The sequence below is a fragment of the Bradyrhizobium sp. USDA 10063 genome (assembly GCF_054063735.1).
Genome location: NZ_JBSSGP010000002.1, coordinates 9,023,878 through 9,048,310, shown reverse-complemented (window position 1 = coordinate 9,048,310; position 24,433 = coordinate 9,023,878). Strand labels below are relative to the sequence as shown.

Genomic DNA, 24,433 nt, shown 5'->3' with positions numbered 1-24,433 from the left:
TGAGGGGGTTCAGGTCCCACGAGAGAGCAAGCCCCCTCACCCGGATCGCATCTGACGATGCGATCCGACCTCTCCCCGCTGGGGAGAGGTCGACGGCGGACGCCGCGCTAGCGTGACCCAGTCTCTGCATGCTTCAGTCCAGCGATCCTTGGGTGAAGAAATGCTTGCGGATACGCTGCACCAGTTCGGTGAACACTGGATCAGACATCGCATCCAGCGAGCGCGGGCGCGGCAGCGGCACGTCATAGATTGCTGCAATCGCGCCGGGACGCTCGGTCATGACCAGCACGCGGTCGGCGAGGAAGACGGCCTCGGGGATCGAGTGCGTGATCAAGAGCACCGTCTTGCCGGTCTCGCGCTGGATCCGCATCAGTTCGACATTCATGCGCTCGCGCGTCATCGCGTCCAGCGCGCCGAACGGCTCGTCCATCAGCATGATCTTGGGATCATGCACCAGCGCGCGGCAGATCGAGGCCCGCTGCTGCATGCCGCCGGAGAGCTGCCACGGCAGCTTCTTCTCGAAGCCTTCGAGGCCGACCAGCTTCAGAAGCTCTTTCGCGCGCGGCAGGTACTTCTCCCGCGACAGCTTCTTCATGTCGATCGGCAGCATCACGTTGGAGAGGATATTCCGCCACGGCAACAGCAGCGCGTTCTGGAACACGATGCCGACATTGCCGTGCGGCTTGGTCACCTGCTCGCCCTCGACCAGGATCTCTCCCGTCGTCGGCGGCAGCAGGCCGGAAATCATCTTCAGCAAGGTCGACTTGCCGCAGCCGGACGGGCCGACCACGACGAAGAACTCGCCTTGATTGATGTGGAAGTCGAGCGGCCGCAGCGACGGCACGTCGCCGTCGCGCGAGCGATAGGTCTTGGAGACTCCGGACAGCTTGATGCCCGATGTCTCTCCGGCGGCACGGCCGGAGACCAGGCGCAGATGCGCGCCCGGTTGATCCACATGGCTCTGTGTCGCCGGTTTCATGAAGTCAGATCCATCCAAGCCATATGAAGCCCGTCATTGCGAGCGAAGCGAAGCAATCCATCGTGCGGCATAACGGATAGATGGATTGCTTCGTCGCTTTCGCTCCTCGCAATGACGTCGAGATAAGCTTTCACGAGTCGCCCTTCGGCAGGTAGTCGTTGGTGTAGAAGGCCTTCGGATTGTCCTTGGCCTTGGCATCGAGCCCGCCATATTCGACCATCAGATTGACCGAATCCGTCATGTTCTGGTCGGTGACCTGGAACGGCCGCTTGGTCTTGGTTTCATTCGTGCGATAGAGCGGGATCGTGAGTTCAAAGCCCTGCGTCAGGGTGTCGATCTTGCCGCCCTTGGGGTTGGCATCGAGGATCGACTGCGCCGCTGCCTTCGGCTCCTTCTCGGCGGCCTCCACCGCCTTGGTCGTCGCCGACATGAAGCGGCGGACGAGATCGGCGTTCGCTTTCACATAGTCGCTGTTGGCGATGATGCCCGACGAGACCAGATGGATGCCGTAGTCGGCGAACTTGATCGGATAGACGTCCTTGCCGGTGGCGTCCTTGATCTTCATCGACTGGTCCATGACGTAGCCGAGCAAGAGATCAGCCTGGCCGTTGATGACGGCGTTCAGCTTGGTCTGCGCATCGCCGGCGACCGTCTGGAAATCGCTCTCCTTCAGGCCGGTCTTCTTCAGGAACAGCGGCCAGATCTGCGTCATGGAATCCGCCGGCGTGATCGCAACCGTCTTGCCCTTGATGTCCTCCGGCTTCCGGATGTTCTTGTCGACGAAGCCCATCGCCGACATCGGGCTGGTCTGCAAGAGCACGCCGGTTGCGATGACGGGCGCGCCCTTCACCGCAGCGCGCATCATGGTGGGAATGTCGACATAGCCGAAATTGGCGGTCTTGGCGGCCACCGCCTGGGTGGTCGCAGCCGAGCCACGGCCTTCCTGGATCTCGAGGTCGATGCCCTCGGCGGCATAGATACCCTTGGCCTTGCCGTAATAGAACGGCGCGTGCTCACCATAGACATACCAGTTGAGCATCAACACCACCTTGTCGGCAGCCGATGCCGGAAGCACCGATATTACGGTCCAGGTCAACGTCGCCAAGACTACAGCTATCAATCGCATCTTGTTCTCCTCCCTCTCCCCGTCATTGCGAGCGAAGCGAAGCAATCCATCCTTCCACTTGCGGCGCCATGGATTGCTTCGCTTCGCTCGCAATGACGGCAAACCTTATGTTGTTGTCTTTCAGGATAACTCACGAAGCGAAAATAATGTCCTCGCGCTGGCTGACATGCCAGGGAATGACGAGGCGTTCGATACGGTCGACGATCCAAAACAGGATAACGCCGAGCAACGCCAGGATCACCAGCGCTGCGAACATCGTCGGCAGATCAAAGGTTCCAATCGAGCGCTGCATCACATAGCCGATGCCGGAATTGGAGCCGACGAACTCGCCGACGACGGCGCCGACCACCGCGAGCGTCACGGACACCTTCAATCCGGAAAAGATCGCCGGCATCGCATGCGGCAAATTGACGGCGCGGAACACCTGGAAACGGCTGCCCTGCATGGCGCGCGCGAGATCGACCATGTCGGGATCAACGGATTTGAATCCCTGCACCGCCGAGACCACCACTGGGAAGAAGCCGAGCAGGAACGCCGAAATCACCTTCGGGATGATGCCGAATCCGAACCAGACCACGAACAGCGGCGCGATCGCGATCTTCGGGACCGATTGCGAGAACACCAAGAGCGGATAGACATAGCTCTCTACCGTCTTCGATCCCGCGATCAGCATCGCGACGGGAATGCCGAACACCGCCGACAACAGGAAGCCGCAGATCGTCGCATAAGTCGTCGGCCACGACTGTCGCAGCAGTTCCGGCCAGTCCGTCCGCAACACGGCAACGACGTCGCCCGGCGCCGGGATCTGGTAGGCGGGAATCTGGAACAGGCGGATGGCGAGGTCCCACGCCACCACGATGAACACCAGGAACAGAAATGGGCGCACCCACGCCGCATTCAGCAGCCTCGACAGGCCGCCCGCTTCCTTGCTCTCCGCCACGTTCCGCTTCCCTGCTTGGATTGTTTCTCGGATCTGAAATTAACCCGTTGGATAAATACTGTCCAGCCCGATTCCGCGCGGCAAAATCGCCACAGAAATGCTCGCACTTGCGAAAGTTCACTCTCGTCCCGGCCTTGAGCCGGGACCCATACCGCGTTGCGCTATCGGCTCACGCGCGGCGGCCGATGCACGCCTTCGACTAAGACCGGTGGTTATGGGTCCCGGCTCAAGCCCGGGACGACGAGGCGTGCAGCCTGTTGCGCGGTCATCTGCAGCTTCGGCGCCTTGCTCTTGCCGAACGCCGCAATCGACTTTCCCGTCAGCGCCGCCAGCACCAGCGCGATCATGTGCTCCAGCCGTTCATCGCGCGCGTCCTTCGACAACAGATCGCGGCCGAAGATCACGCTCAGTGTCGCGCTGTTGGAGAGATAGAAGAAGGCGAGCGCGGCGATCGAGATGTAGAGTTGCACAGGATCGACCGCGGCGCGGAAATCGCCGCTCTCCACGCCGCGCCTCACCACCGTGCGGATCATCTCGACGAACGGCGAATGCATCGATTTCACCTTGGTCGAACGCTTCAAATGCCGCGCTTTCGCAAGGTTCTCGGTATTCAGCAGCGCCAGGAATTCCGGATTGCGGATGAAATAGTTCCAGGTGAAATCGATCAGCCGTGCGATCGCCTCGGGCGGCTCGAGATGCTCGAGATCGAGCCCGCGTTCCTCGGCGCGGATCTTCTCGTAGGCGCCTTCGAGCACCTCGAGATAGAGGTCTTCCTTGTTGCCGACGTGGTAATAGAGCATGCGCTTGTTGGCGCCGGCCTTCTTGGCGATGCTGTCGACGCGGGCGCCGGCGAGCCCATGGGCGGCAAACTCCTCCTTCGCCGCTTCAAGGATGCGCAGCCGCATCCCCTCAGGGTCACGTTGCCACTTCAGAATTCGCTTTGTCTTGGCCAATCGGATCGCTCAATTCAGTCGGAACAATGGATGTAGCACGGCCGAGAGCGTTTGAGAATGAATCTCAGTTATGGATCCCGCCATCGCCGGGACGACACCGAGAATGATGAGAGAGCCGCCGACTCGAATCTGTCCCCTCACCCTGAGGAGACCGCGCAGCGGTCGTCTCGAAGGGCGAGGCCACCAGCGGGGCCTCATCCTTCTCCCGGCGATGCGCAGCATCGTCCGGAGACGCGCGTTCCGCGCTCCTCAGGATGAGGGTCGAACATCAGCGTTCGTAAGACCACGTGATCATTCCGTCACCTTCGGCGGCGACGGCTGCACCAGCAGCGTCGGCACGCTGCAGGTGCCAGTGCGGACGGTCATCACGCGCGTGCCCGGCTTGCGGCCGGTGCGGATCTCCGAGACGTCGACGCCGGCGGCAACGAGCCGCGCATGCGTGGCCTCGATATCGGTGACGCGCCAGCAGATGCCGCGCAGGCGGTCCGGTGCATCGGCTTCCGCCTTGCCGGGCTTGTGCGCGACCTCGACGATCAAATCGCCGCAGCGGAAGAACATCAGCCGGCCCCAATCGGGATGAGAGCGGTCCAGCGCCATATCGAGGCCGAGACGGGCGCCATACAGCGCGGCAGCGCGTTCGGGATCGGCGGTCGCGACGACCACATGATCCATCGCGGTGATACCTGCTGGCTGGGTGCGGACCGAGAGCGGGCGCTCCTTCTCCCGCTCGAGAAAGAACATCCGCACGCCGCGCGTCGCATCGGTGGCGGCGCGGGTGCGCTTCCACCACAGCGTGGCGCCGGAAATCTCGTCCTGGCTTTCCACCTCCGAGACCGGCTCCGGCCGCAGCGTCAGCCGCTCCAGCCGGCGGTGCATCTTTTCGATGTCATTGGTACGGAAGCACAGGCTCGCGAGCCCCTCGCCCTGTGATGCCAGCACGGCGCGGATGCGGCCCGCGTTCTCACCCTCGCCGCTCGGCGCCATCAATTCCAGCGACGTGTTGTCGAGCGTGAACAATACCCGTTCGGCGCCGTCGCCGACGTTCTTCCACGCCGGCGAGCGCGCGAACAGCGTCTCGTAGGCCGCCGTCGCCGCCTCGATATCGCCGGTGAGGACGACGACATGGTCGAGCGCAGTGATCATGGGAACAGACCCCGCGTGTTCTTGGCTGCGCGGACCTTCTCCACGCCGATCGCCATCGCCGCGGTGCGATGCGGGATACCGTCGGCCTTCGCGCGCTTCAGCATCGTCTCGAATGCGCGGTCGAGGATCTGGTATTCGCGCCGCATCACCTCCTCCTCTTCCCAGAACAGTTGCTGCAGATCCTGCACCCATTCGAAGTAGCTGACCACCACGCCGCCGGAATTGCAGAGGATGTCGGGAATGAGGAAGATTTCATTGCGGCGCTTCTCGAGGACAAGATCGGCCTCCGGCGTGGTCGGACCGTTGGCGCCTTCCGCCAGCACGCGACACCTGAGCTTGCTGGCGATGCGAGCGTCGATCACGCGCTCCATCGCCGCCGGCACCAGCACGTCGCAGGGCAGCGTCAGCACCTCGGCGGGATCGAAGTGCAGTTCGTTGGAGAAGCCGGCGATGCTGCCATGCACCTGCGCATGGTGCATCAGCGCGGGGATGTCGAGACCCTTCTCGTCGTATAGCGCACCGGTATGGTCGGAGACCGCTGTTATCTTGAGCCCGTAGTGATGCAACTCCGAAGCGGCATAGGAGCCGACGTTGCCGAAGCCCTGAACCACGGCGGTGGCGCCGGAGGGGTTGATCGCAAGCTCCTTCAGCACGCGCCTTGCGAGATAGGCGACGCCGCGCCCGGTCGCCTCGCGCCGGCCGAGCGTGCCGCCGGAAGAGACCGGCTTGCCGGTGACGATCTCGGTCACGGTCTGGCCCTGGTACATCGAATAGGTGTCCATGAACCAGGCCATCACCTGCTCATTGGTGCCCATGTCCGGCGCCATCACGTCGGTGTGCGGGCCGACGAAGGGGATCATCTCCTGCATGTAGCGCCGCGACAGCGATTCCAGTTCGCGCTTGGATATCTGGGTCACATCGACATTGACCCCGCCCTTGGCACCGCCATAGGGCAGACCGACAAGGGCGCATTTCCAGCTCATCCAGATCGCGAGCGCGGCGACCTCGCCGATGTCGACGGAGGGCGCAAAGCGGGTGCCGCCCTTGGTCGGGCCCATCGTGAGGTGGTGCTGGACGCGATAGCCTTCGAACACGGCCACCGTGCCGTCGTCGCGGTGGATCGGGCAGGACACGGTGACGGACCGCTTCGGCATCAGCAGCCGCTCGCGCTCGTCCATGGGGATTTCGAGGTGGTTGGCGATCACATTGAACTGGTTCGCCGCCATCTCGAACACCGGCCCGGAATATACGGTCATCGTCCGCCCCCTTTCACAACCAGGAACTCAGGACAGCCGCCGCCCGTTATCGAACGGCATGCTGGCAAAACCGAAAACCGGTGGTAGTCCCCCGACTTGGCCATCTCAAGCCGCAAAGACGGCATGGTTGCGAATAATTTCAGCGAACGCACATTATATCCAGTGCTAAGCTGAAGCTGCCGCCGGGACCACCCATCACCCACGACGGAAAACGAATGCAGGCTCTCTTCATCGGACAGACCTATATCGACGTCACCTTCATCACCGACCACGTGCCGACCGGCGACGAGAAACATGTGGCCGACGCCTATGCGGTGTCCTTCGGTGGCAATGCCGTCACTGCGGCATTTTGCTGCGCCAAGCTTGGCATCGTGCCGGATCTGATCGCCACGATGGCCAATGACTGGCTGGGGCGGATGTTCTGGGACATGGCCGCGAAGTATGGGATCTCCGTCCACCCACGCAAGGTCAACTCCTCGTCGCTGTCCTTCATCATGCCGAAGGACGGCAAGCGCGCCATCGTCCGCTGCCGCGACGACGAGCACATCCATCCCTTCCCGCTTCTGAACCTGAAGGGCTGCCGCGCGCTGCACATCGATGGTCACCAGCCGGACGCTGCCATTCATTATGCAAAGCTCTGCCGCGAAGACGGCATCCTGACCTCGCTCGACGGCGGCGGCCTGCGCACCAACACTCATGAGCTGCTCGAATATATCGACGTCGCGATCGTCGCCGAGCGCCTCTGCGAACAGATGGACCTGACGCCGGAAAAGATGCTCGATTATCTCAAGGGGCGCGGCTGCCGGGTTGGCGGCGTCACGCAGGGTGAGAAGGGCCTATTGTGGTATGACGAAGCCGGCGTGGTCCGCACCATGCCTGCGCTGCCGATTCCGCGCGAGCGCGTGATCGACACCAACGGCGCCGGCGACGTCTTCCACGGCGCCTACATCTATTCCTATCTCGCGCACCCCGGCAAAGCCTGGAACGATCATTTCGAATTTGCACGCGCCGCCTCGACCTACAAGATCCAGAAGCTCGGCAACGAGGCAGGCCTGCCCTCGCTTGCCGACATCGAGACAGTGAAGCAGGAGTTCCAAGTAAGCGCGTAACGTCAGCACATAAGGGAGCGCTCTTCAGCATGGGGCGGGTTTTCGTCGCAGGCAGCATCAACATGGATGTGGTCGCGACCGCCGAACGCCACCCGCGCGTCGGCGAAACCGTCGCGGGCAGTGCCGTGCTCTATTTCCCCGGCGGCAAAGGCGCCAACCAGGCGGTCGCCGCCGCCAAGCAAGGCGCACCAACGACGCTGATCGGCCGGGTCGGCAAGGACGCTTTCGGAGAGCAGTTGCGAACGTTTCTCGCAGCCCAAGGCATCGACCTCAGCTTCGTCAAGGACACAGCCGAAGCGCACACGGGCACCGCGATCATCACTGTCGCGGATGCTGACAACACCATCGTCGTGGTGCCCGGCGCCAATGCGCTGGTCGATGCCAACGACGTCGCGATGCCCCTGTTGGCAAAGGGCGACGTTGCGGTGAGCCAGTTCGAAATCCCGCAGACGACCATCACCGCCTTCTTCAAGCGCGCCCGCGCCGCCGGCGCCACCACGGTCCTCAATCCCGCACCGGCCATGAAATTCGACAGCGAACTGCTCGACCTCGTCGATATCCTCGTCCTCAACGAGACCGAGCTCGGCTTGCTGACGGGGCGCGAGCTGCGCGACAGCGACAGCCACCACCGCTTCACCGAAGCGGCCCGTTCATTGGTCGGAAGAGACAGGATCATCTGCGTCACGCTCGGCAAGCGCGGCGCGCTGGCGCTGGCGGCAGACGAGCCGTTGATGGTACCGGGGCGTGAGGTCAAGGCGATCGACACCACCGGCGCCGGCGATTGCTTCGTCGGCGCCCTGGCATCGCAACTCGCCGGCGGAAGCAGCCTTCGCGACGCGCTGGGTTACGCCAATGCCGCGGCGTCCATCTGCGTGCAGCGAATGGGCGCCGCCCCCTCGATGCCGACCGCAGCGGAGGTGATGCACGTGGTGGGCGCGTAGGGTGGGCAAAGCGAAGCGTGCCCACCATTGCTTGCGGAGTGAGAAATGGTGGGCACGGCGCTGGCGCGCCTTTGCCCACCCTCATATGGGGCTTTGTGAGTCAAGGCTCTTGAACCGGTGCGGGTTGGGTTTTTGCAGTGAGAGGGCGGCGCGCGGAGCCATGCGTAGCGCAGCGCGACGACCGGGCCCCGGGCGAGGATTGGCTTCCGAAGATTTCTGCAGCTCACTGCATCACCTCATATCCGGTCGGATCGGCTGATCCGTACCCACATTCCGCATGCTTGCGGCGAGGAAGCCAAGAGGATGAGACCCATCTACAAAGCGGCCTGGTTGGGCCCCTGGGTGGCACGGTCATCATCCATCCTGTACGGGGCGCGCGGCGCGGAGCCGCCTCGCCCTGGTGGCGTGGTCCGGTGCTAGGCCTTCATCACGGCCTGCTCCGGAACAAGGCCGGTGGTGAGATAGCGCCACAGCGCCACGATCAGCTTGCGCGCCAGCGCGACGATGGCGATGCGCTTGGCGCGCTTGCCGGCGTTTTCGGTGCGGGTGCGGAACCAGCGGCTGAGCGCGCTGTCCGGCTGATGGCGCAGCCAGAGCCAGGCCAGTTCGATCGTCTTGTGGCGGGCGCGCCGGTTGCCGGCCTTGCTGATCCCCTGCTCGCGATCGATGCTGCCGCTTTGCCAGGGACTGGGCGCCAATCCGCAATAGCTGGCGACCTCGCGCCGGTTGCGGAAGTCCTTGTAGAACACCTCGTTCACCAGCGTCGCGGCAAACGCCGGGCCGAGCGCCTTGAGCTGCTGCAACTGATCCCGTCGCTTCGCCATCGGCGCCGGCGCCGCGGCGGCTTCCGCCGCGACTTCTGCCGCGACTTCTGTAGCGACTTGGGCCTGCTCCAGCGCCTTGAGCTGGTCGCGCACCAGCATCAGCCGGGCATGCTCGCGCTTCACTTCGGCCAGAAGCTGCGGCGGCAGCGGCTGCCCTTGCCAGTCCCGCTGCTGCTCCAGCCAGGCGAGCCAGGTCCGTCGTCGCAAGGTGCCGGCCGCCATGCCCAACAGGCGCAGCAGCGCCTTGATCCGGTTGGTGTGCCCCGTCTGCTCCTTCACCAGTCGTTCGCGTTCGCGGCTGGCGCGCCGGGCGTCCTCCTCGGCCACGCTCGGCACCCGGACGATCCGCACCACCCGCGGCTCGCCTCGCAAATGAGCCATCAAGGTGCGCAGCAGAAGCTCGCCATCGATCCGGTCTGTCTTCGCCCGCCGCGCCCGTTGCTCCACCGCGATGCTCGCCGGGTCGAAGATGAAGTTGGTGATCCCAGCCGCCGCGAGCAGCCGGTGCAGCCAGAAGCCGTCATAGCCAGCCTCGTAGCAGCTCACCACCCGCGGCGCCGCTCCAAGCTTCGCAGTCGCCCGGGCCTTGACCTGCTCGATCAGCGCCAGCAGCCCGGCGTGATCGCCGCCTTCCAGCTTGTGGCGCGATATCCGGTCCCGATCCGGACTGTGCAGCGTCACCAGCCACGTCTTCTGACTCAGTTCGATCGCAACGAAAATCGTGCCACAATGCCCGGCGGTGGGCGTGTTCTTGGTCAATGCTTGCATCAGACTCTCCGATGGTTCGAGTGTGGAAACCCAAACCTACCGGAAAGGGCGCGCTCACCGCCCCATGGAATCTACGAATTCACGTTAATGCGCTCTTCAGATCGAACGACAGATCGGCCGCCTGCTCCGGTGTGATCGAGCGATTGGCGCCGAGCAATCTCCGGCCGAACATGTGATCGCCGGCGCGGTTGACGGATTCGATGCCGACGAGGTGGCCGTCGCGGTAGCAGAAGGCCGAGAACTGGCCCTGCTCGCGATCGCCGCGCACCACGACACGATCATAGCCGGTTGTCAGGCCCGCCATCTGTAATTTGTCAGGCCCCTGGTCGCTCCAGAACCACGGCAGTCCATCGTAGGCCTTGGCATGGCCCGTGAGCCGCGCGGCGACGCAGCGCGCATGGTCGGTCGCGTTCTGCACCGACTCCAGCCGCAGCGAGCCGCCGAACCGCTCGCTCTTGTAGAGCGCGCAATCGCCAATCGCCGAAATGTTCGGATCGGCGGTGAGCAGGTGCTCGTCGACGATGATCCCCGACGCGACCGGCAGGCCTGCCTCCGCAGCGATTTCGACATTCGGCAGCACGCCGACACCGACCACGACGAGATCGGCAGGAATATGCCGGCCGTCGCCGAGACTGACGCCGGTCACCCTGGCACTGTCGGCCTCGATGCTCGTAACCTGAACGCCAAGATGGATGCGGATGCCTGCAGCCGTGTGCCGCGATTGGAAATAGTCGGAGATTTCCGCCGTCACCGCACGCGCCATGACGCGCCCCGCCAATTCGACCACGTCGACCTCGAGCCCCTTCGCGCGGGCCGTGGCGGCGAACTCCAGCCCGATGAAGCCGGCGCCGATCACAACGACACGCAGGCCGGGCTTGAGCAGATGCCGCAGCGCCTCGCTCTCGTCCAGGGTACGCAGGTAGCGCACCGCTTCGAGATTGGCATTGGGGATATCGAGCAGCCGGTTGCGCGCGCCGGTCGCAAGCACCAGGTGCCCGTAATCGAGCGACGCGCCGGAATGGAGCGTGATTTTCCGCGCAGCACGGTCGATTGACACGGACCGATCAGTGATCAACTCGATGCTGTGGTCGAGATAGAATCTTCCCGGCCGGAACATCAGCGTCTCCGGCCCGCCGGTTCCCTTGAGGTAAGCCTTCGACAAAGGCGGCCGCTGATAGGGCAGATGGCCTTCGTCGTTGATGAGCGCGATGCGCTCGGCAAAGCCGTCCTGCCGCAAGGACGCAGCAAGCTGGAAGCCGGCATGTCCCGCGCCGACGATGATCACCGGTCCCGCCGTCATCGCGACAGTCCGTTGGCAGACGCACAGGAGCAACCCATGCCGTTTCCTCTCTCCGCTGATGTGGCTTGCTCGCCTCGTCCTCGCGGCGCTCGTGTCCGCGTCTCAGACGATGGCTGCCTCCATTTGGCCTCATGCTTTGCCGCGATGCAAGAGCGTTTCCGGCCGAGAATCGAAATAAGGCGCCATTTTGCGACGGGCGGGATTGTCACCCCTCCCCTCTCCGACTTAAATGCCTGCCAACCGTCCTGACCGGAGGCCCCCATGCCGACACCCGACGCCACTGCGACCGAACCGGCGCTGCTCAACATCGACGGCGCGATTGCCACGATCACGCTCAACCGGCCGGGGGCCTTCAACGCGATCGACCTGTCGATTGCAAAGAAGCTCGAGCGGCTCGGTGCCGAGGTCGAGGCGAATGATCATGTCCGCGTGCTCGTCATCGAAGGCGCCGGCCGCGCCTTCTGCGCCGGCGGCGATCTGCAGACCATTGGCGCGGCGGTCGAAGCGGACAACGTCAAGTCGGTGGTCGGCGAGATGCTCAAGCACTACCACGCCTTCATCGCGACGCTCCGGCGGATGCCCAAGCTTGTGCTGGCGAGCGTGCAAGGTTCGGCCGCCGGCGCCGGCCTTTCGCTCGCCTTCGTTGCCGACCTCTGCATCGCGGCCGAAGACGCTCGCTTCACGCCTGCCTATGCCAAGATCGGCGTCTCGCCCGATGGCGGCGGCACGGTCGGCCTTGCTGCGAGCGTCGGGCCACGCCGAGCGCTGCAGATCTTTCTGGCGGAGGACAGTTTTTCGGCGGCGCAGGCCTACGAATGGGGCCTCGTCGCGAAGGTCGTTCCGGCACTCGAGCTGAAAGCCGCGACGCGCGAGTTTGCGCTCAGACTCGCGCAGACTGCGCCGGCTGGACTTGGCGCGACAAAGGCCCTGATCCACCGCGCGCCAACGACGCCGATCCAGGCACAACTCGACGCCGAGCGCGACGCCATCATCGACTGCATGCAATCGGAAGAATTCCGCATCGCCGTGAAGAAATTCACCAGCAAGTCGAAATAGGACCAGACTCCATCACTTGCCGCCAACACGCATGAAATCAAAATCGCAGCCTTCGTCGGCCTGCAGGATGGTCTCGTTGAAGAGGTGCGCATAGCCGCGCCTGGCCCAGTCAGGCGTAGCCCGCGGCGGCAGCGCCGCGCGGCGCTTCTGCAGTTCGGCCTCGTCGACCAGAAGATCGATGCGGCGCTTTGCGACATCGAGCCGGATCATGTCGCCGTTCTTCACGAGCGCCAGCGGACCGCCGACGGCCGATTCAGGGGTGATGTGCAGCACGATGGTGCCGAATGCCGTGCCGCTCATGCGCGCATCCGAAATCCGCACCATGTCCTTTACACCAGCACGCGCAAGCTTCCTCGGGATCGGCAGATACCCCGCTTCGGGCATGCCGGGTGCACCTTTGGGACCGGCATTGCGCAGCACCAGCACGTCGTCGGCGGTGACATCCAACTCGGGATCATCGACACGTCGCGTCATGTCTTCGACGGATTCGAACACGACAGCGCGCCCGGTATGCTGTAGCAGCTTCGGGCTCGCCGCGGATTGCTTGATGACGGCGCCGCGCGGCGCCAGATTGCCGTGCAGGATCGCCATCGCCCCTTCGGCCTTGATCGGATTGTCGCGCGGGCGGATCGCATCCTGCCCCGGCACCTCCTCGGCCGCCGCGACGACCTCGCGCAGCGTCTGCCCGGTGATGGTCTTCGCATCGAGATCGATGAGATCACCGAGCTGCGCCATCAGCTTCGGCACGCCGCCGGCGTGGTGGAAATGCTCCATGTAGTGCTCGCCCGACGGCTTCAGGTCGACCAGCACCGGCACCTCGCGGCCGAGCTTGTCGAACGCTTCGAGATCGATCTTGTGCGGTGAGCGATGGGCGATTGCGGTCAGGTGGATGAGACCGTTGGTCGAACCGCCGATCGCCTGCATCACGACCTGTGCGTTACGAAACGAAGCCGGGTTGAGGATCTCGCTCGGCTTCGGCCCCTTGGCCTTTGCCATCGCGGCCGCGACCCTGCCGCTTGCTTCCGCCGAGCGAAAGCGCTCGGCGTGCGGCGCCGGGATCGTCGCGCTCATCGGCAGCGACAGGCCGAGCGCCTCGGTGACGCAGGCCATGGTGGAGGCTGTGCCCATCACCATGCAGGTGCCGACCGATGGCGCGAGCCGGCCGTTGACCGCCTCGATCTCGTCGTCGTCGATCTCGCCCGCGCGATATTTCCCCCACAGCCGCCGGCAATCGGTGCAGGCCCCTAACACCTCGCCCTTGTGGTGGCCGACCACCATCGGCCCGACCGGAATGACCACTGTCGGCAGGTCGGCGCTGACGGCGGCCATGATCTGCGCCGGAAGCGTCTTGTCGCAGCCGCCGATGACGACGACCGCGTCCATCGGCTGGGCGCGGATCATCTCCTCGGTATCCATCGCCATCAGATTGCGCAGATACATCGAGGTCGGATGCGCAAAGCTTTCGGCGATCGAGATCGTCGGGAACACGAACGGCATCGCGCCTGACAACATCACGCCGCGCTTCACCGCCTCGAGGATCTGCGGGACGTTGCCGTGGCAGGGATTGTAGTCGCTATAGGTGTTGGTGATGCCGACGATCGGGCGGTCGAGCGCGTCGTCCGAATAGCCCATCGCCTTGATAAAGGCCTTGCGCAGAAACAGCGAGAACCCGGCGTCGCCATAGCTCGTCAGCCCCTTGCGCAGTCCTTCAGCCATTGTCTTCGTCCTCTCATCTTGTTTGCGGGCACTAAAGGAGTGCGGCAGATGTTGTCAACGCACATTACTTCCAGTCGATGATCCGGCCCTTGTCACCGTCGAACTCCATGCCGCAGAACGCGCCACCCTGGTAGAAGTCGCCGACCGGATCGGGTGGCAGTTTGGCCTGCTCGGCCATCGCGTGCTCGCGGAACTCTTCCGCGCGGCCGGTCGGGCGGTATCCGAGATCGTAGGCGCGGTGATTGTCCCACCAGGAGCGCTCGTTATAGGATGCGCCGTAAAAAATCTCGAAATGGACATCGGGATGCTCGAGCCCGATACGGCAGAGCTGCACCAGGTCCTCCGGCTTCAGCCAGATCGAGAGCCGGCGATGATCCAGCGGCCTGTCTCCGAAATTGCCGATCCGCAGGCACGTCACCTTCAGTCCATGCTTGTCGGCATAGAGCGCGCCGACCGCTTCACCAAACACCTTGCTGACGCCGTAGCGGCTGTCGGGACGTGCCGTCACATCGGTGCCGATGCGATGATGGCGCGGATAGAAGCCGACGGCATGGTTCGAGGAGGCGAAGATCACGCGCTTCACGCCCTTCTTGCGCGCGGCCTCGAACAGATTGTAGCAGCCGATGATATTGGACTGCAGGATTGGAATCCCAGGGGCCCTCGACCGAATAGCCGCCGAAATGCAGGATGCCGTCGACGCCCTCGCAGATCGCTTCGACCTGCGTGAGGTCGGCGAGATCGGCGGGCTTGAACGTCTCGTTGGCTCCGAGATCGGCAGGCGTCTTGAGATCGCTCAGCACGAGGTCGGGATAGATCGGCGGCAGCAGCTTGCGCAGGCTGGTGCCGATACCGCCGGCCGCGCCGGTCATCAGGATGCGTGGCATTTCTTTCCTCGTTTCTTCCCTCGTTGTTGCCGCCGATTTGCGGTCGGTGTCTGACAATGATAGCAAAACAAGGCGCGAGGAAACATCACAACGAGAACAGCAAATGTCCGATACGCATTCCGCCGGCTGGCGTCCGGCGACGTTTTATCCCGATCCCGCAATCCATGCGCTCGATCCGCGCTTTGAGAAATACTCGCTCAAACTCTCGGCGGTGGAACGGCTGACCACCGGGCTGCGCTGGGCCGAGGGCCCGGTCTGGTTCGGTGACGGGCGTTATCTCCTGTGCAGCGATATCCCCAACCAGCGCATCATCAAATGGGAAGAGGAAACCGGCGCGGTCAGCATTTTCCGAAAGCCCTCCAACTTCGCCAATGGCAACACCCGCGACCGGCAGGGTCGGCTGGTCACCTGCGAGCACGGCGGCCGCCGCGTGGTGCGCACCGAGTACGACGGATCGATCACGGTCTTGATGGACTCCTTCAACGGCAAACGGCTGAACTCGCCCAATGACGTTGTCGTGAAGTCCGACGGCTCGATCTGGTTCACGGATCCCATCTTCGGCCTGCTCGGCAATTACGAAGGCTACAAGGCCGAGCCCGAGATCGACGCCAACGTGTACCGCATCGACGGCGAGACCGGCAAAGCGACCATCGTCGCCGAGGGCGTCTTGGGGCCGAACGGGCTGTGCTTTTCGCCGGATGAAAAGATCCTCTACATCGTGGAATCCCGCGGGGTGCCGAACCGTAAGATCCTTGCCTATGACGTCGCGCCCGGCGGCGACAAGATTTCGAACAAGCGGGTCTTCGTCGATGCCGGCCCGGGCACGCCCGACGGCATGCGCTGCGACGTCGACGGCAACCTCTGGTGCGGCTGGGGCATGGGCGATCCCGAACTCGACGGCGTCGTCGTCTTCGCGCCCGACGGCGTCATGATCGGCCGTATCGCTTTGCCTGAGCGCTGCGCCAACCTCTGCTTCGGCGGCTTGAAGCGCAACCGCCTGTTCATGGCCGCCAGCCAGTCGATCTATGCGCTCTACGTGAACACGCAAGGCGCGCTCGGGGGATAGTGACGAAATGTAGGGTGGGCAAAGCGAAGCGTGCCCACCGTACTTGTTGAGTGCTCGATGGTGGGCACGGCGCTTACGCGCCTTTGCCCACCCTACGAGCCTGCAGCCGTTACGCCGCGTTGAAGCCGGCGACGGCCTTCACCTCGAGATATTCTTCCAGGCCGAACTTGCCCCATTCGCGGCCATTGCCGGACTGCTTGTAGCCGCCGAACGGCGCGGTACGTTCGTTGGGCACGCCCTGCAGGTTGACGTTGCCGGCGCGGATCTGGCGACCGACCTTGCGCGCACGCTCCACCGTGCCGGCGGAGACGTAGCCCGCAAGACCATAGGGCGTGTCATTGGCGATTCGCACGGCGTCATCCTCGTCCTTGGCGCCGATGATGGTCAGCACCGGCCCGAAGATCTCCTCGCGGGCGATCGTCATCTCGTTGGTGACGTCGGCGAAGATGGTCGGGCGGACGTAGAAGCCCTTGTTGACGCCCTCGGGCAGGCCCGGGCCGCCGGCGACCAGCGTGGCACCTTCGTCGATGCCCTTCTTGATCAGCGCCTGGATCTTGTCCCACTGGCCGCGGTTGACGACTGGGCCGATGGTGGTGCCGTCGGCGCGGGGATCGCCGGCCTTGGTCTTGTCGGCGACGCCTTTGGCGATGGCAGCCACTTCCTTCATCTTCGACAGCGGCACGATCATCCGCGACGGCGCGTTGCAGGACTGGCCGGAATTGTTGAACATGTGCATCACGCCGCCGGTCACCGCCTTCACGAGGTCGGCGTCGTCGAGGATGACGTTCGGCGATTTGCCGCCGAGTTCCTGGCTGACGCGCTTCACGGTCGGCGCGGCGCGCTTGGCGACATCAACGCCGGCGCGGGTCGAGCCGGTGAACGAGATCATGTCGATATCCGGATGCTCGCTCATCGCAGCGCCGACTTCCGGACCGAGACCGTTGATCAAGTTGAACACGCCCTTCGGCACGCCGGCTTCATCGAGGATCTCGGCGAAGATCAGCGCCGAGGTCGGCGTGAACTCGGACGGCTTCAGGATCATGGTGCAGCCGGCCGCGAGCGCAGGCGCGACCTTGCAGGCGATCTGGTTCAGCGGCCAGTTCCAGGGCGTGATCATGCCGATGACGCCGACCGGCTCGCGGATGATCACGGCGGTGCCCATGGTTTCCTCGAACTCATACTTCTTGAGTACTTCTAAAGTGTTCATGAGGTGGCCGAGGCCGGCGCCGGCCTGCAGCTTCTCCGCCATCGGCAATGGGGCGCCCATCTCGTCAGAGACGGCGGCGCCGATTTCCTTCATGCGGCGCTTGTAGACCTCGACGATCTTGGTCAGCAGCGCGACGCGCTCCTCGCGGCTGGTCTGCGAATAGGTCTCGAAGGCGCGCTTGGCGGCAGCCACCGCCTTGTCGACGTCGGCCTTGGAGCCGAGCGCCACTTCATACATCGCCTCTTCGGTTGCCGGATTGATGACGGGGGTGGACTTCTTGACGACGGGATCGACCCAGGCGCCGTCGATATAGAATTGCAGGCGGTTGACCATCGAAAACCTCTTGTACGGGGCGTATGGAGAACAGAACGGAAGCGTTCGGCAGGCATCCTTGCACGAAAGCTTGATCAGTTGAACCCGCCATATGCGGTGCGCCGCGATGCGGCGGATACCGGATATAAGATCAGCCTCGAGGTGGTGGCAAGACGGCCCGCTGTCGCTCCCTCCCCCTCTCCGTCCTCCTGCCTCACACCGCCATTTTGCGGTGCCGCACCGGGGCGCCGACGGTAACCGCTTCGGCGGCATCGATGATGGCGTTGGCGTCGATGCCGTGGTGACGGTAGAGATCGCCGATCGAGCCGGTCTGGCCGAAATGCTCCACCCCCAGCGCCTCGACGCGATGGCCGCGCACGCTCCCCAGCCAACCGAGCGAGGCCGGATGGCCGTCGAGCACGGTGACGAGACCGCAGTCGCGGTGCAGGGCTGAGAGCAGCTTTTCGACATGGCTGAGATGCTGCACGCCGCGCCGGTCGCGGCGCAAATTCCGTGCGGCGGTCCATCCCGCATGCAGCCGGTCGGCGGAGGTGATCGCGAGCAGGCCGACATCGCGATGGCTCTCGCCGATGAAGCCAACCGCCTCGATCGCCTCCGGCGCGACCGCGCCGGTATAGGCAACCACGATATCGCAGTTCGGCCCCGGCCGCCGCAGCCAATAGGCGCCGTCGGTGATGTCGCGCTGCAATTCCGGCGAGATGATGCGCTGCGGCTGCTCGATGGTGCGGGTCGACAGCCGCAGATAGACCGAGCCGCCATCGGCGCCCTCGCGCTGCATGTGCTGGAAGCCGAAAGCCATGATCACGGCGAGTTCGTCGACGAACGCAGGCTCGAATGCGGCGAGCCCATCCTGGCCGATGCCGATCAGCGGCGTCTTGATCGATTGATGCGCGCCGCCTTCGGGCGCCAGCGTCACGCCCGATGGCGTCGCCGCCACCATGAAGCGTGCATCCTGGTAGCAGGCATAGTTCAAGGCATCGAGGCCGCGCTCGATGAAGGGATCATAGAGGGTGCCGACCGGCAGCAGCCGCTCGCCGTTGATCTGGTGCGAGAGCCCGAGCGCCGAGAGCAGGATGAACAGGTTCATCTCGGCTATGCCGAGCTCGAAATGCTGGCCCTTCGGCGAATATTCCCAGGTATAGGCGGAGGGGATCTTCTCCTGCCGGAACAGATCGTGGTTCTCCGCCTTGGCGAACAGGCCGCGGCGGTTGACCCAGGCGCCGAGATTGGTCGAGACCGTGACGTCGGGCGACACGGTGACGATGCGCGCGGCGAGCGCGCTGTCGCCGCGCGCGATCTCGTTCAGCACGAGGCCAAAGCCCTGCTGCGTCGACATCTGCGCCGACGGCTTGAAGGCGAGCTGCGGTGGCACCTCAATCGCGGGCGCTTCCAGCCGGCGCCGACCCTCGCGGTTGAACAGCGCTTGCGCGAGGAACGCTTCGAGCGCGGCAGGATCCTGCGACAGGCCTTCGAACTTCTCCCACTCGTGGCCCGGACGGATGTTCTGGCTGGTGCGCCACTTCTCCATCTGCGCGACCGTCATCAGGCCGGCATGGTTGTCCTTGTGGCCCTGGAACGGCAGACCGACGCCCTTGATGGTGTAGGCGATGAAGCAGACGGGGCGATCATGGTCGATCGCCTCGAACGCCTCGATCATGCTCGCCATGTCATGGCCGCCGAGATTGGACATCAGCGCCAGCAGTTCCTCGTCGCTGCGGCGGTCGATCAGGGCAGAGACCTGTCCTTGGTCGCCGATGTCGTCCCGCAGATGCTTGCGGAAGGCGGCGCCGCCCTGGAAGCAGAGCGCGGCATACATCTGGTTCGGGCAATTATCGATCCAGCGCTTCAACGCCTCGCCGCCCGGCTCGGCAAAAGCCTCAAGCATCAGCTTGCCGTATTTGACGATCACCACGTCCCAGCCGAAATTGCGGAACATGGTTTCGAACTTGGCCCACAATCCTTCACGCACGACGGCATCGAGCGACTGCCTGTTGTAGTCGACCACCCACCAGGTGTTGCGCAGCCCGTGCTTCCACCCTTCGAGCAGCGCCTCGAAGATGTTGCCCTCGTCCATCTCGGCGTCGCCGACCAGCGCGATCATGCGGCCCTCGGGCCGGTCCTTCATCCAGCCATGCGACTTGACGTAATCCTGCACCAGCGACGCGAATAGCGTCTGCGCCACACCGAGCCCGACCGAGCCGGTGGAGAAGTCGACGTCGTCGGCGTCCTTGGTGCGCGACGGATAGGACTGCGCGCCCTTGTAGCCGCGGAAATTCTCCAGCTTCTCGCGGCTCTGATGCCCGAACAGATACTGGATCGCATGGAACACCGGGCTCGCATGCGGCTTCACCGCGACGCGATCCTGCGGGCGCAGCACCGAGAAATAGAGCGCCGACATGATGTTGGCGAGCGAGGCTGACGATGCCTGGTGGCCGCCGACCTTCAGCCCATCCGCGTTAGGCCGGATATGGTTGGCGTGATGGATCGTCCATGACGACAGCCAGAGCACTTTCCGCGCCAAGGCGGACAACAGCTCCAGGCGTTCAGGCGCAATTCCCATGACCATGCTCCGGGCGCAATTCAATATGCGCTGATTTTAGCGGGGGAGCCATCGGCAAAAATCTCAAATCCTTGCGACATACCGCCCAGGATTGGGATAAATTCCCACGTCCCGCTTCCAAACTGCGAGTCCATCCCAATGCCAGCGCTAGACGCCATCGACCGCAAGATCCTCAGCCTGCTGCAGACCGACAGCCGCATGACCATGCAGGAACTGGCCGACAAGGTCGGCCTGTCGGTCTCGCCGTGTCACCGCCGTGTGAAACTGCTGGAGGAGCGCGGCGTGATCACGCGCTACATCGCGACCGTCGACCAGAAGGCGCTGGGATTGCATGTCAGCGTCTTCATCTCGATCAAGCTGGCGCGGCAGAAGGAGGAAGACCTCAACCGCTTCGCGCGCGCGATCTCGAAATGGGACGAGGTGCTGGAATGCTATCTGATGACCGGCAATCGCGACTATCTCCTGCGCGTCGTCGCCGCCGACCTCTCCTCCTATGAAGCCTTCCTGAAGAACAAGCTGACGCGGCTCGACGGCATCGCCTCGATCGAGTCGAGCTTTGCGCTGAGCCAGGTGAAGTACTCGATCGCACTGCCGGTGTGAGGCCGGGGTGTGTCGCGTCTCGCGATGACTGTGGGGGCGGTGCTAGACCCTCATGGTGAGGAGCGCGCAAACGCGCGCGTCTCCGGACGATGCTTCGCATCGCCGGGAGAACCATGAGGCCCCGCCGGTGGCCTCGCCCTTCGAGACGGCCGCTACGCGGCCTCCTCAGGGTGAGGGGAAAGAGTTGAGCGCGTGTCTTTTCTGTCGTTGCTGTTTCGTCACTGGTGGGTCTCGCACCGCCGTCGTCGCTGCGAAAGCAGGGACCCATAACCACAGAGAGGTGTTGTGGCGCGAGCAAGTGGCTGCAGCGTAGCACACGACAACGGCCTGTGGTTATGGGTCCCGGGGCCCGGCTACGCCAAGGGGCTTCGCCGCGGCGCGCAAGCCCGGGACGACGTGGGGTGGGATTCGGATTCAAATGTCAAACAGCGTGAGGATGTGAGTCTGCGTTCTCGCGGCGCATTGCGCCCGAGCTTTGCGTCCGTTCCACCCTCTTCGATATCAGAGGGCGCAGGGAAAGCCGGGTGCCGGTTGCACCCGTGGGCCCCGTGCAACAAAAAGCACGGGGGTAGGGCCACAGGTCAACCGAAGCAACTCCGGCTTTCCCTGCGCGATGGTGTTACGGTTTCCTTCGCGCTCTCCCCGGTGACCGGGCTTTCTTGCCACCGTCGCCTCACGGATCATCTCCGCAAGACTTAGCGCCAGCGTCGGGGCGCCAGGACCACACGACTTCGCCGTCCGTGATGTGCGTGCTCGTCAGTCACACCCATCACGTCCACCGCATCTCACCGCAACGTTCGTGACGATCGCGAGCCGCCCCTCATCCGCCGTGAGACGCGCGGAGTCATAGTGCTGATTTGCCCGACGACGGAAGCGGAATATTTTTCGCGCGAGGGCTCGACAGACTTTTGGTGATTTGCCCGACGGGCATTTTTTGCATAGCTCGCGCCACAACACACACTGTCATTCCGGGGCATCGCGAAGCGATGAGCCCGGAATCTATTTCGCCGCTTGCGCAACTGGACGAATGGATTCCGGGCTCGCGCTACGCGCGCCCCGGAATGACGGCGGTGAGTTTTGGCACGCGATTGGTGGGTTACGCTTCGCCAACCACCTACGAACCACGAACGGCGAGGCTCTTCATCAATGCCGAGATGCCGAACGTCCACGGTTCGCATTCGTCGCTTGAGCGCATGCGGTTGACGAGCTTGCCGAGCTCGGGTGCTGCAATCGTGACGATGTCGTCGCGCTTGTGGGTGAAGCCCTGGCCGGGCGCGTCGCGGTCTTTCACCGGCGCGAACATGGTGCCGAGGAACAGCGCAAAGCCGTCGGGGTATTGATGGACCGGCCCGATGGTCTGCGCCACGAGGTCGGTGGGATCGCGACTGATCTTGCTGATCGACGAATGGCCCTCGAGAACGAAACCATCCGAGCCCTTCACGGTCAGGCCGACATCCATGTTGCGCACATTATCGAGCGAAAAACTGCGGTCGAACAGGCGGAGCAGCGGGCCGACGGCACAGGAGGCGTTGTTGTCCTTGGCCTTGGAGAGCAGCAGCGCCGAGCGGCCCTCGAAATCGCGCAAATTGACGTCGTTGCCGAGCGTTGCGCCGACGATGTTGCCGCCGCTCGAGACGACGAGCACGACCTCCGGCTCCGGATTGTTCCAGGTCGATTTCGGATGCAGGCCGGCATCCATGCCGGCGCCGACCGAGGACAACACCGGCGCCTTGGTGAAGACCTCGGCGTCGGGGCCGATGCCGACCTCGAGATACTGGCTCCAGGCCTGCTGCTCGATCAGCACCTGCTTCAGCCGCATCGCCTCCTCCGATCCAGGTTTGAGCCTGGAGAAGTCGTCGCCGACCAGCCGCACCACCTCTTTGCGGATCGCTTCGGCGGACGCCGGATTGCCGCGTGCACGCTCCTCGATGACGCGCTCCAGCATCGAAATGGCAAAGGTGACGCCTGCGGCCTTCAGCACCTGCAAATCGAGCGGCGCGAGCAGCCAGGGCTTTTGCCGATCGCGGCGGTCCGGCGGCGTGTTGGCCACGATGCTGTCGAGATCGCCGAGCGGCTCACCCTTGACGGCGCGCAGCGCGGCGGCCGGATCGCTCTCCTCGCACAGCGCGCTGACGGTCGGAAAGCGCGCGGTCACATCGAACACGCCGTCGCCGCGGATCGCGACCACGGCCGGACCTTGAAGCTGCGGCAACCAGACGCGGCCGACCAGCGTGCCGTTGGTGCCGTCCTCCGGCAGGATGTCCTTAGCGGTCAGCGTGATCATTTGGGCTATCTCCCATCCCTTTTCATTGTTGGCCAGCAACAACGGCTGAGGCTTCCCCAGCCGCCGCCTCCACTCCGCCGTCATCGTCCGCGCAGGCGGACGATCCAGTAAACTCCAGCCTCTCGGCCAAACCACAAGCACCCGCGTTTACTGGATGCCCCGCCTTCGCGGGGCATGACGGGCAATAGCGGCGCTTATTAGCACGCCTGCGACGCCAGTGTGAGACGCTCGTCATCCCGATGTCACAGAAGCAGCGTCAATTCCGCCAGTCCACACCCGCCTGTGAACAGACGAGAGAGACAGCACTTCATGACCACATCCACTCCGATCGACGAAGCCGCCCTGCGCGAGCGCATCAACCAGGAAATCGCCGACAATCTCGACGAAGAGCTCGAGCTGGAACTCGACGACACGCGGCTGGACGATCTCGACGACGCCGCGCGGGCCGGCCTGCCGGCGCTCGATCGCAAGCTCTATTTCAGCGAGCTATTGCGGCTGCAGGGCGAGCTCGTGAAGCTGCAGGACTGGGTGCAGCACGAGAGGAAGAAGGTCGTGATCCTGTTCGAGGGCCGCGACTCCGCCGGCAAGGGCGGCGTGATCAAGCGCATCACCCAGCGCCTCAACCCGCGCGTCTGCCGCGTTGCGGCGCTGCCGGCGCCCAGCGAGCGCGAGCGGACGCAATGGTACTTCCAGCGCTATGTCGCGCATCTGCCCGCCGGCGGCGAGATCGTGCTGTTCGACCGCAGTTGGTACAACCGCGCCGGCGTCGAGCGCGTGATGGGCTTCTGCACCGACGAGCAGTACCAGGAGTTCTTCAAATCGGTGCCGGAGTTCGAGCGGATGCTGATCCGCTCCGGCACCATCCTGATCAAATACTGGTTCTCGATCACCGACGACGAGCAGCAATTCCGCTTCACGATGCGGATCCAGGATCCGCTGAAGCAATGGAAGCTGAGCCCGATGGACGTCGAGGCGCGGTCGCGATGGGAGCAGTACACCAAGGCCAAGGAGACGATGCTGGAGTACACCCACCTGCCCGACTCGCCGTGGTGGATCGTCGATGCCGTGGACAAGAAGCGCGCCCGGCTGAACTGCATCTCGCATCTGTTGACACAGATTCCGTATGGGCCGGTGCAGCACATCCCGGTCGTGCTGCCGCCGCGCGTCCGCAATCCCGACTATCACCGCGGCCCGATCCCGCCGGAGATGTACGTTCCGGCGCGGTTTTAGCGGATGGCTTCGTAGGGTGGGCAAAGCGCAGCGCGCCCACCCTCGCAAGCGGAGTCCTTGATGGTCGACACGGCGCGAGACGCGTCTTTGCTTACGCTACGCTTGCCGCGCACTCCAACTCATCCCCTCACCCTGAGGAGGTCGCAGAGCGACCGTCT

At 64.1% G+C, this 24,433-nt stretch carries 18 protein-coding genes and 1 pseudogene; 6 read left to right on the top strand and 13 right to left on the bottom strand.

Going from position 1 to position 24,433, the window contains the following annotated elements:
• Positions 1-133: 133 nt before the first annotated feature.
• From ACVJGD_RS44110 to ACVJGD_RS44085, 6 genes are all read right to left on the bottom strand, one after another.
• Positions 134-979, bottom strand: a complete 846-nt coding sequence (locus ACVJGD_RS44110; protein ID WP_456639939.1) for an ABC transporter ATP-binding protein — start codon at positions 977-979, stop codon at positions 134-136.
• A gap of 130 nt (positions 980-1,109) precedes the next feature.
• Positions 1,110-2,105: an ABC transporter substrate-binding protein gene (locus ACVJGD_RS44105; protein WP_456639938.1), complete on the bottom strand. Its 996-nt coding sequence runs from the start codon at positions 2,103-2,105 to the stop codon at positions 1,110-1,112.
• A gap of 130 nt (positions 2,106-2,235) precedes the next feature.
• Complete coding sequence (locus ACVJGD_RS44100; RefSeq protein WP_456639937.1) at positions 2,236-3,045, bottom strand: ABC transporter permease; 810 nt, start codon at positions 3,043-3,045, stop codon at positions 2,236-2,238.
• 212 nt (positions 3,046-3,257) lie between these two features.
• Positions 3,258-3,998: a TetR/AcrR family transcriptional regulator gene (locus ACVJGD_RS44095; protein ID WP_456639936.1), complete on the bottom strand. Its 741-nt coding sequence runs from the start codon at positions 3,996-3,998 to the stop codon at positions 3,258-3,260.
• Positions 3,999-4,289: 291 nt separating this feature from the next.
• Entirely contained in the window at positions 4,290-5,141 is an 852-nt protein-coding gene (locus ACVJGD_RS44090) for a VOC family protein (protein ID WP_456639935.1), read from the bottom strand.
• A complete protein-coding gene (locus ACVJGD_RS44085) occupies positions 5,138-6,397 on the bottom strand; it encodes a Glu/Leu/Phe/Val family dehydrogenase (protein ID WP_456639934.1) in 1,260 nt (419 codons plus the stop codon). The genes ACVJGD_RS44090 and ACVJGD_RS44085 overlap by 4 nt, the downstream gene beginning before the upstream one ends.
• A gap of 215 nt (positions 6,398-6,612) precedes the next feature.
• Between ACVJGD_RS44085 and ACVJGD_RS44080 the strand changes: the two genes are divergently transcribed.
• Positions 6,613-7,506, top strand: a complete 894-nt coding sequence (locus ACVJGD_RS44080; protein ID WP_456639933.1) for a sugar kinase — start codon at positions 6,613-6,615, stop codon at positions 7,504-7,506.
• A 29-nt stretch (positions 7,507-7,535) separates the two neighbouring features.
• The gene (gene rbsK, locus ACVJGD_RS44075) at positions 7,536-8,447 is read left to right on the top strand and encodes a ribokinase (protein WP_456639932.1); all 912 of its coding nucleotides are present in this window, start codon (positions 7,536-7,538) and stop codon (positions 8,445-8,447) included.
• Positions 8,448-8,863: 416 nt separating this feature from the next.
• On the opposite strand, the gene ACVJGD_RS44070 is transcribed toward rbsK, so the two are convergent.
• Together ACVJGD_RS44070 and ACVJGD_RS44065 are read right to left on the bottom strand one after the other, a co-directional pair.
• Entirely contained in the window at positions 8,864-10,039 is a 1,176-nt protein-coding gene (locus tag ACVJGD_RS44070; RefSeq protein ID WP_456632918.1) for an IS110 family RNA-guided transposase, read from the bottom strand.
• 79 nt (positions 10,040-10,118) lie between these two features.
• On the bottom strand, positions 10,119-11,339 hold the full coding sequence (locus ACVJGD_RS44065) for an NAD(P)/FAD-dependent oxidoreductase (RefSeq protein WP_456639931.1): 1,221 nt from the start codon (positions 11,337-11,339) through the stop codon (positions 10,119-10,121).
• A gap of 261 nt (positions 11,340-11,600) precedes the next feature.
• Between ACVJGD_RS44065 and ACVJGD_RS44060 the strand changes: the two genes are divergently transcribed.
• Complete coding sequence (locus ACVJGD_RS44060; protein WP_456639930.1) at positions 11,601-12,395, top strand: enoyl-CoA hydratase/isomerase family protein; 795 nt, start codon at positions 11,601-11,603, stop codon at positions 12,393-12,395.
• 12 nt (positions 12,396-12,407) lie between these two features.
• Here the strand turns inward: ACVJGD_RS44060 and ACVJGD_RS44055 are convergent, their stop codons facing one another.
• Entirely contained in the window at positions 12,408-14,111 is a 1,704-nt protein-coding gene (locus ACVJGD_RS44055) for an IlvD/Edd family dehydratase (protein WP_456639929.1), read from the bottom strand.
• Positions 14,112-14,175: 64 nt separating this feature from the next.
• A pseudogene (locus ACVJGD_RS44050) lies at positions 14,176-14,995 on the bottom strand (NAD-dependent epimerase/dehydratase family protein).
• Between the two features lie 103 nt (positions 14,996-15,098).
• On the opposite strand from ACVJGD_RS44050, the gene ACVJGD_RS44045 reads away from it, so the two are divergent.
• The gene (locus ACVJGD_RS44045; RefSeq protein ID WP_456639928.1) at positions 15,099-16,061 is read left to right on the top strand and encodes an SMP-30/gluconolactonase/LRE family protein; all 963 of its coding nucleotides are present in this window, start codon (positions 15,099-15,101) and stop codon (positions 16,059-16,061) included.
• Positions 16,062-16,170: 109 nt separating this feature from the next.
• Here ACVJGD_RS44045 and ACVJGD_RS44040 read toward each other — a convergent pair whose 3' ends face one another.
• Positions 16,171-17,601, bottom strand: a complete 1,431-nt coding sequence (locus ACVJGD_RS44040; RefSeq protein ID WP_456639927.1) for an aldehyde dehydrogenase family protein — start codon at positions 17,599-17,601, stop codon at positions 16,171-16,173.
• A 193-nt stretch (positions 17,602-17,794) separates the two neighbouring features.
• Positions 17,795-20,161 carry a transketolase gene (locus ACVJGD_RS44035; protein WP_456639926.1) on the bottom strand — a complete coding sequence of 789 codons (2,367 nt, stop codon included), beginning with the start codon at positions 20,159-20,161 and terminating at the stop codon, positions 17,795-17,797.
• A gap of 138 nt (positions 20,162-20,299) precedes the next feature.
• Here ACVJGD_RS44035 and ACVJGD_RS44030 point away from each other — a divergent pair, with 138 nt between their 5' ends.
• Entirely contained in the window at positions 20,300-20,761 is a 462-nt protein-coding gene (locus ACVJGD_RS44030) for an Lrp/AsnC family transcriptional regulator (protein ID WP_028165031.1), read from the top strand.
• 1,114 nt (positions 20,762-21,875) lie between these two features.
• Here ACVJGD_RS44030 and ACVJGD_RS44025 read toward each other — a convergent pair.
• Positions 21,876-23,045, bottom strand: a complete 1,170-nt coding sequence (locus tag ACVJGD_RS44025) for a fumarylacetoacetate hydrolase family protein (RefSeq protein ID WP_456639925.1) — start codon at positions 23,043-23,045, stop codon at positions 21,876-21,878.
• Positions 23,046-23,354: 309 nt separating this feature from the next.
• On the opposite strand from ACVJGD_RS44025, the gene ppk2 reads away from it, so the two are divergent.
• Positions 23,355-24,275 (top strand): polyphosphate kinase 2, encoded by a 921-nt coding sequence (gene ppk2 / locus ACVJGD_RS44020; RefSeq protein ID WP_456639924.1) that lies wholly within the window; start codon positions 23,355-23,357, stop codon positions 24,273-24,275.
• Positions 24,276-24,433 lie beyond the last annotated feature (158 nt).